This is a genomic window from Bradyrhizobium sp. (assembly GCF_049519115.1).
GTDB lineage: Bacteria > Pseudomonadota > Alphaproteobacteria > Rhizobiales > Xanthobacteraceae > Bradyrhizobium.
The window spans coordinates 1-7,349 of the sequence record NZ_JBEKRB010000127.1 but is presented as its reverse complement, the minus strand read 5'-3'; the positions used below and the strand labels follow the sequence as shown (position 1 = coordinate 7,349).

General features: G+C 60.3%; 6 protein-coding genes and 1 pseudogene. 6 read left to right on the top strand and 1 reads right to left on the bottom strand.

What is annotated here, in order from left to right:
• From ABSE61_RS35555 to ABSE61_RS35530, 6 genes and pseudogenes are all read left to right on the top strand, one after another.
• Window positions 1-600: pseudogene (locus tag ABSE61_RS35555) on the top strand (hypothetical protein); the annotation flags it as partial.
• A gap of 59 nt (window positions 601-659) precedes the next feature.
• Window positions 660-1,922, top strand: a complete 1,263-nt coding sequence (gene metK / locus ABSE61_RS35550) for a methionine adenosyltransferase (protein ID WP_423875838.1) — start codon at window positions 660-662, stop codon at window positions 1,920-1,922.
• A gap of 226 nt (window positions 1,923-2,148) precedes the next feature.
• Window positions 2,149-3,579 carry an adenosylhomocysteinase gene (gene ahcY / locus ABSE61_RS35545; RefSeq protein WP_423875837.1) on the top strand — a complete coding sequence of 477 codons (1,431 nt, stop codon included), beginning with the start codon at window positions 2,149-2,151 and terminating at the stop codon, window positions 3,577-3,579.
• 120 nt (window positions 3,580-3,699) lie between these two features.
• Entirely contained in the window at window positions 3,700-4,173 is a 474-nt protein-coding gene (locus ABSE61_RS35540) for a GNAT family N-acetyltransferase (RefSeq protein ID WP_423875836.1), read from the top strand.
• 82 nt (window positions 4,174-4,255) lie between these two features.
• Window positions 4,256-5,725 carry a flavin-containing monooxygenase gene (locus ABSE61_RS35535; RefSeq protein WP_423875835.1) on the top strand — a complete coding sequence of 490 codons (1,470 nt, stop codon included), beginning with the start codon at window positions 4,256-4,258 and terminating at the stop codon, window positions 5,723-5,725.
• Window positions 5,726-6,021: 296 nt separating this feature from the next.
• Entirely contained in the window at window positions 6,022-6,183 is a 162-nt protein-coding gene (locus ABSE61_RS35530; RefSeq protein ID WP_423875839.1) for a hypothetical protein, read from the top strand.
• Window positions 6,184-6,322: 139 nt separating this feature from the next.
• Here the strand turns inward: ABSE61_RS35530 and ABSE61_RS35525 are convergent, their stop codons facing one another.
• Complete coding sequence (locus tag ABSE61_RS35525; RefSeq protein ID WP_423875834.1) at window positions 6,323-7,027, bottom strand: fumarylacetoacetate hydrolase family protein; 705 nt, start codon at window positions 7,025-7,027, stop codon at window positions 6,323-6,325.
• Window positions 7,028-7,349 lie beyond the last annotated feature (322 nt).

Here is a 7,349-nt window from a genome sequence, read left to right as displayed (position 1 = left end):
CCGGTGGCGCTGGTGCTGTACCGCGAGGACCACCGCTTTTTGCTTGATTCGATCATTCCGCGGGCCGGCCGCACCGAGGCCAATTTCGACTTGATCATCGCCTCCCAGCCCTATCGGGCCAAATCGAGTGTAAATTTCCGCGCCAGACGCATTATTGCACCACTGGGGCGGGCTTTGCGGGCCGGGGGCCGGTTGATCGGAATCCACTCCCACGGCCAGGATCCAGGATTAGAGATTATCCAGGCGGTATGGCCGGGAGAAAATCCTTTCGCGGTGAGCCGTCATGAGCTATTGCGCGCGGTAAAATACGAGCTGGGATCGGCTGGGCGAGACCTCAATTTTAATGCCTATGCCGATAACCGTTCGATCTTCCGTTATGATATGGAGGCGCTGCCCAACGAGGTCACCGGCTCGATCGGAACCTCGACGGCCTTTGCAGCCTGGAATGCGGCGGTGTATGTCGCACAGATTGAAGACGACCGGTTGACGGAAATGACCCAGAGTGGCCGTTATCTCGATGCCGTCAGAGAGGTTCTGCGCAAGCATAACGGACTCTGGTTTTACGACGAATCCTACGTCATCTCGCGGCGTCGAGACTGACAACTCAGGACACATTTGAAAACACCCGTCGAGGTTCGGCGGAAAAAGGGGCTACCTTGATGCGCGCGTCTTACCTGTTCACCTCAGAGTCGGTTTCCGAAGGTCATCCGGACAAGGTCTCCGACCAGATCTCGGATGCGATCCTCGATGCCTTCATCGAAAAGGACGTCAAGCTCGGCATCGCCGACGACAGCCTGATCAACACCCGGCTCGGCTGCGAGACGCTGTGCACGACCAACAAGATCGTGATCGCGGGCGAAGGCCGCGGCCAGCTGTTTCGCGACATCCACGGCGTCTCCGTCGTCGATCGCGAACTGATCAGCCAGATCGCGCGCGATGTGGTCAAGGATATCGGCTACGACCAGAACGGCTTCTCCTATCATGGCGCCGACATTGAGGTGCTGCTGCACGGCCAGTCGCCCGACATCGCGATGGGCGTCGATGCCAAGAAAAAGAAGAGCGGCGAGGAAGAGGGCGCGGGCGACCAGGGCATGATGTTCGGTTACGCCTGCACCGAGAGCGAGGTCTATCAGAAGGACTCGTTCATGCCGGCGCCGATTTTCTTCGCGCACCGCATTCTGAAGGTGCTGTCGGAGAAGCGCCGCAACGGCTCACTTGCCGATTTGCAGCCCGACGCCAAGAGCCAGGTCACGGTGAAGTATGTCGAAGGCAAGCCGGTCGGCTGCACCAAGGTCGTGGTCTCGACCCAGCACAATGAGAAGAGCCGCAACAACAAGAAGTACTCGCCCGGCCTGATCAAGGACATGATCTCGACCGCGGTGGAATCGGCGCTGCCGAAGGGCTGGATGCCGTCGAAGTCCTCCGACTTCCTGGTCAACCCCACCGGCAATTTTGTGGTCGGTGGTCCCGACGGCGATTGCGGCCTCACCGGGCGCAAGATCATCGTCGATACCTATGGCGGCTATGCCCCGCATGGCGGCGGCGCTTTCTCCGGCAAGGATCCGACCAAGGTCGATCGCTCGGCCGCTTACGCCGCGCGCTATCTCGCCAAGAACGTGGTCGCGGCAGGTCTGGCCGAGCGCTGCACCATCCAGGTTGCGTATGCGATCGGGGTTGCTGATCCGATGTCGCTCTTGGTCGACACCCACGGCACAGGCACGGTCGATGAGAAGAAGCTGGAGAAGGTGTTGCCGGAAATGTTCCGCCTGACGCCGACCAATATCCGCCGCACCTTGAAGCTCAACCGTCCGATCTATCGCAAGACCGCGTCCTACGGCCATTTCGGCCGCGCACCGGAAAAGGACGGCAGCTTCTCGTGGGAGCGGACTGATCTGGCAGATGCGCTCAAGCGCGCGGTGTAGTTTTCTTACCTCTCCCCGCTTGCGGGGAGAGGTCGCTCGCTCCTGGCGATGCGGAGCATCGTCCAGTGCGAGCGGGTGAGGGGACTATCCGCGCGCACCGTTTTTAAGAGCTGCCCCTCACCCCAACCCTCTCCCCGTAAGCACGGGGAGAGGGAGTAGACCGTGCCACAATGCGTGCCGCTTGCTTTGCTACCGACACGACAGATTCACCGATTAGGAAAATCCCATGACCGCCACCGCCACCAAGACCGGTTTCACCGATTACATCGTCAAGGACATTTCGCTCGCTGAGTTCGGCCGCAAGGAAATTTCGCTGGCCGAAACCGAAATGCCCGGCCTGATGGCGACGCGCGAGGAATATGGCCCGAAGCAACCCTTGAAGGGCGCGCGCATCGCGGGCTCGCTGCACATGACGATCCAGACCGCGGTCCTGATCGAAACACTGGCGGCCCTTGGCGCCGACATCCGCTGGGTCTCCTGCAACATCTATTCGACCCAGGATCACGCTGCGGCTGCGATCGCGGCTGCCGGCATTCCGGTGTTTGCCGTGAAGGGCGAAACGCTGAAGGACTACTGGGATTACACCGCGAAATTGTTCGACTGGCATGGCGGCGGCACGCCCAACATGATCCTCGACGACGGTGGCGATGCCACCATGCTAGTACATCATGGGCTTCGCGCCGAGCAGGGCGATGTGGCGTTCCTCGACAAGCCGGGTTCGGAAGAAGAGGAAGTGTTCTTCGCGCTGATCAAGAAGCTGCTCAAGGAGAAGCCGAAGGGTTACTTCGCGCAGATCGCCAAGAACATCAAGGGCGTCTCGGAAGAGACCACCACGGGCGTCCACCGTCTCTATGAAATGGAGAAGAGCGGCAAGCTGCTGTTCCCGGCGATCAACGTCAATGACAGCGTTACCAAGTCGAAGTTCGACAATCTCTATGGCTGCCGTGAATCGCTGGTCGACGGCATCCGCCGCGGCACCGACGTGATGATGTCGGGCAAGATCGCGATGGTCGCGGGCTTCGGCGACGTCGGCAAGGGCTCGGCGGCCTCGCTCCGTCAGGCTGGCTGCCGCGTCATGGTTTCGGAATGCGATCCGATCTGCGCCTGGCAGGCGGCGATGGAAGGCTATGAAGTCACCACCATGGAAGACGCCGCGCCGCGCGCCGACATCTTTGTCACCGCGACCGGCAACAAGGACATCATCACCATCGAGCACATGCGCGCGATGAAGGATCGCGCCATCGTCTGCAACATCGGTCACTTCGATAACGAGATCCAGATCGCGGGCCTGAAGAACCTGAAGTGGAACAACATCAAGCCGCAGGTCGACGAGATCGAATTCCCCGACAAGCACCGCATCATCCTGCTGTCGGAAGGTCGCCTGGTGAATCTCGGCAACGCCATGGGCCACCCGTCGTTCGTGATGTCGGCTTCCTTCACCAACCAGGCGCTGGCGCAGATCGAACTGTTCGCCAACAACAAGGACGGCAAGTTCGGCAAGAAGGTCTACGTGCTGCCGAAGGCGCTGGACGAGAAGGTGGCGCGTTTGCACCTCGACAAGATCGGCGTGAAGCTCACCACGTTGAGCAAGGAACAGGCCGACTATATCGGCGTGAAGACCGAAGGCCCGTTCAAGTCGGATCAGTATCGGTATTGATGCGGTTCTCTCTGCCGTCATTGCGAGGAGCGCGAGCGACGAAGCAATCCAGTTCGTGGAATTTGCTCTCGATCGCTTCGCTTCGCCCGCAATGACGGGGCTACGAGCCTCGTTTCGCCAATGACCCATCTAGTTGTTACCCTGCGCGAACAGCCGCAACATCTGCCGGCCATCGCAGAATGGATTCACCGGCAGTGGTGGTCAGAAACGGACACTCCCATCGAATCCATCTCGCGCTGGCTGAAAACCCATCTCGGCGAGAGCGGATTCCCTGCGACCTTGGTCGCCGTTCTGGATGGCGAAGCTGTCGGCTCGGTTTCCCTGCACGAAACTGAAGCGGAGGATCGCCCCGCGTACAGGCCCTATCTGGGGGCTCTGTTTGTAAAGCCCGGCCATCGAGGTCGCGGGTTGGGCCAAACGCTCGTTCGCGCTGTCGAAGCCCATGCGGGCGACTTGGGTCATACCACTATTTATCTGAACGCTGCCGACGCGACAGCCGGGCTTTATGAAAGGCTGGGGTGGCAGGTCGTCGAGCATGCCTACGGTCGCAAGCAGCTCAATATCATGCAGCGCATTATCCGCACTGCGGAATGACGCGAGACCTCGCAGGCGAGAAACGAATCCACGCCGTCGTTTGCCGTTGATTTTCACACCCGTTTGCGCGCTAATCGGGCACATGGAAACGCCTCCGCAAGCCGAACATTTCGATGTGCTGATCGTCGGCGCCGGCCTTTCCGGCATCGGCGCGGGCTATCATCTTCAGCAGAAATGCCCGAACAAGCGCTTCATCATTCTTGAGGGGCGCGACTGCATCGGCGGCACCTGGGATCTGTTCCGCTATCCCGGCATCCGCTCCGACAGCGACATGTTCACGCTCGGCTATTCGTTCAAGCCGTGGACCGATCCGAAGGCGATCGCGGACGGCCCGAGCATCCTGAATTACGTGCGGCAGACCGCGACCGAAAACGGCATCGACAAGAAGATCCGCTATCGTCACAAGGTCAGGCGCGCCTCGTGGTCAACGCAGGATGCGCTCTGGACGGTCGAGGCGGAACGCTCATCCGGCGAGGGCGCGAGCGACATCGTTCGCTTCACCTGCAACTTCCTGTTCTCCTGCTCCGGCTATTATCGCTACGAGGATGGCTATCGGCCGGAATTTGCAGGCTATGACGAGTTCAAGGGCCAGATCGTCCATCCGCAGAAATGGCCGCAGTCGCTCGACTATGCCGGTAAACAGGTGGTGGTGATCGGTTCCGGCGCGACCGCAGTCACGCTGGTGCCGGCGATGGCGGAAACCGCCGGCCACGTCACGATGTTGCAGCGCTCGCCGAGCTATGTGGTGGCGCGCCCGGCGCAGGATCAACTCGCGATCAGCTTGCGCAGGAAGTTCGGCGACAAGATTGCGTATCACGTGATCCGCTGGCGCAACGTGCTGCTGGGAATGTTTTTCTTTCAGTTCGCGCGCAAGAGGCCCGAGCGGTTCAAGCGAATGGTTCTCGGCGGCGTGCGCATGGCGCTCGGCCCCGATTACGACATCGCGCATTTCAACCCGCGCTATAATCCCTGGGACCAAAGGCTGTGCCTGGTTCCCGACGGCGACCTTTTCAAATCGCTGCGGGAAAAGCGCGCCTCCGTGGTCACCGGCGAGATCGATCGCTTTACGGATGGCGGCATTCGCCTGAAGGACGGCAGCGAACTCAAGGCGGACATCATCGTCACCGCGACGGGCCTCGTGCTGCAATTGATGGGCGGCGTGGAGGTTCTGGTCGACGGCAGCAAGGTCGATTTCGCCAAGACCATGAACTACAAGGGCATGATGTATTCGGACATACCGAATCTGGTGTCCGTGTTTGGCTACACCAATGCGTCCTGGACGCTGAAATGCGATCTCACCTGCGAATATGTCTGCCGGCTGCTCAATTACATGGACCGGAACGGCTACAGGCAGTGCATGCCGCACAATATCGATCCGACGATCGAGCAATTGCCGGTGCTGGAATTTTCCTCCGGCTATGTGCAGCGCGCGCTCGCAACGTTGCCCAAGCAAGGTTCCAAACGGCCGTGGCGGCTGTACCAGAATTACGCCTTCGACATCGTCGCGCTTCGCTTCGGCAAGGTCGATGACGGCGTGATGAAGTACTCGTGAGGCAATAGCCCGCCTACGCCGGCTCGACGAGCCCTGATGATTCAAATCCGAGGTGGCGCTGGCGGTGTTGCGCTCAAGACATCGTCGCGTTGCGCGACGGCGAGGTTGGTGACGTCGCAATGAATCAATCCGGGCCAAATCAGGGCGGTTCCCCAATCCGGCATGCGTTGTTTTGCGTATACGTATTCGTTTTCGAATCGGCGACTATACGAGAGGGTTAACGCCGAATTAATCGGTGCCTCCTATAATCAGGCGGTCAAGGCTTGAGGCCGCATGAGGAAGCCCGAGGAAATAACATGGACATGGACGCCCAGCGAGTTGCCATTGATGCCGTCGTTGCGTTGACCGATTGCGACCGGGAAATGGTCGCTGCCTTCATTCGCCGGTTCTATCTCGCCGGCGTCAAGGACCCCAAGCGCCTGACATTCAAGGGTCTGCAAGCGCTGGCGCGGGGGTAGCACCGGTCTCATTGCGTTCCCCGGATGCACGCAGCGTGTAGCGATGCGCTGCTGATCCGGGGTCCACGTGCGAGTATCGCTCCCCGCTGTGCATGGCACCACTTGGTGGATTGCGACGCGTCCGGGACACGACAAACCCTTACTTCTCCGGCTCGCCGATCGAAACCTTCAGCGTGCCGACGCCATCGACGCCGCACTCGATCTTGTCGCCGGGGCGAAGCTGGGAGACGCCGGCCGGCGTGCCCGTCATGATGATGTCGCCGGCGGCAAGCTTCACCTGCTGCGACAGTTGCCAGATGATCTCCGGCACACTCCAGATCAATTCGGTGAGGTCGCCCTTCTGCGTCTCCTTGCCGTTGACCGTGAGCCAGATCTTGCCCTTGGAGGGATGGCCGATCTTGGCGGCCGGCTGGATCGCCGAACAGGGCGCGGAATAGTCGAAAGACTTGCCGACCTCCCACGGCCGTTCCTTCTTGCGTGAGGCGATCTGCAAGTCGCGCCGGGTGAGGTCGATGCCGACCGCATAGCCGTAGACATGGTCGAGCGCCTTGTCGGCGGGAATGTTCAAGCCGCCGCTCTTCATGGCGACGATCAGTTCGACCTCGTGATGCAGGTCCTTGGTCAGCGGCGGGTAGGGGACGGTAGCCCCGTCCGGCACCAGCATGTCGGCATGCTTGGCAAAAAAGAACGGCGGCGCCCGCTCGTCATTCCCCATCTCGCGGATGTGCTCGAGATAATTGCGCCCGACGCACCAGATGCGGCGAACGGGATAGGATTTTGCCTCTCCCACCACGGGGAGCGACGGCTGGGGCGGTACGGGAATGACGAAGGAAGTCGCGGTCATCAAGCAATCTCGGGGTTGGAAGTGAAAAATCGTATTGTTTTTACGCGTTTGTAACCGGCTCCGCCAGAGCGGCGGCGGCCATTTCGGCCGACCCGGATGGAGGCAGCACTCCTTTCGAATTTTTGATGTGACGGCTTCGACATGATGAAATAGAGGAATATCCAAGTCGTAGCGCCGACACGTAGTGCGCGCTCTGATCCCTTTGACGTCCTGACCGGTTGGCCGGCCACGATTTCCCAGCGGTCCGAACCATGTTAAAATTATTGCTCGCGCCACAGTTTATCGGCCTTTACGTCCTCGCGGTCTCAACCGTCTATGTACA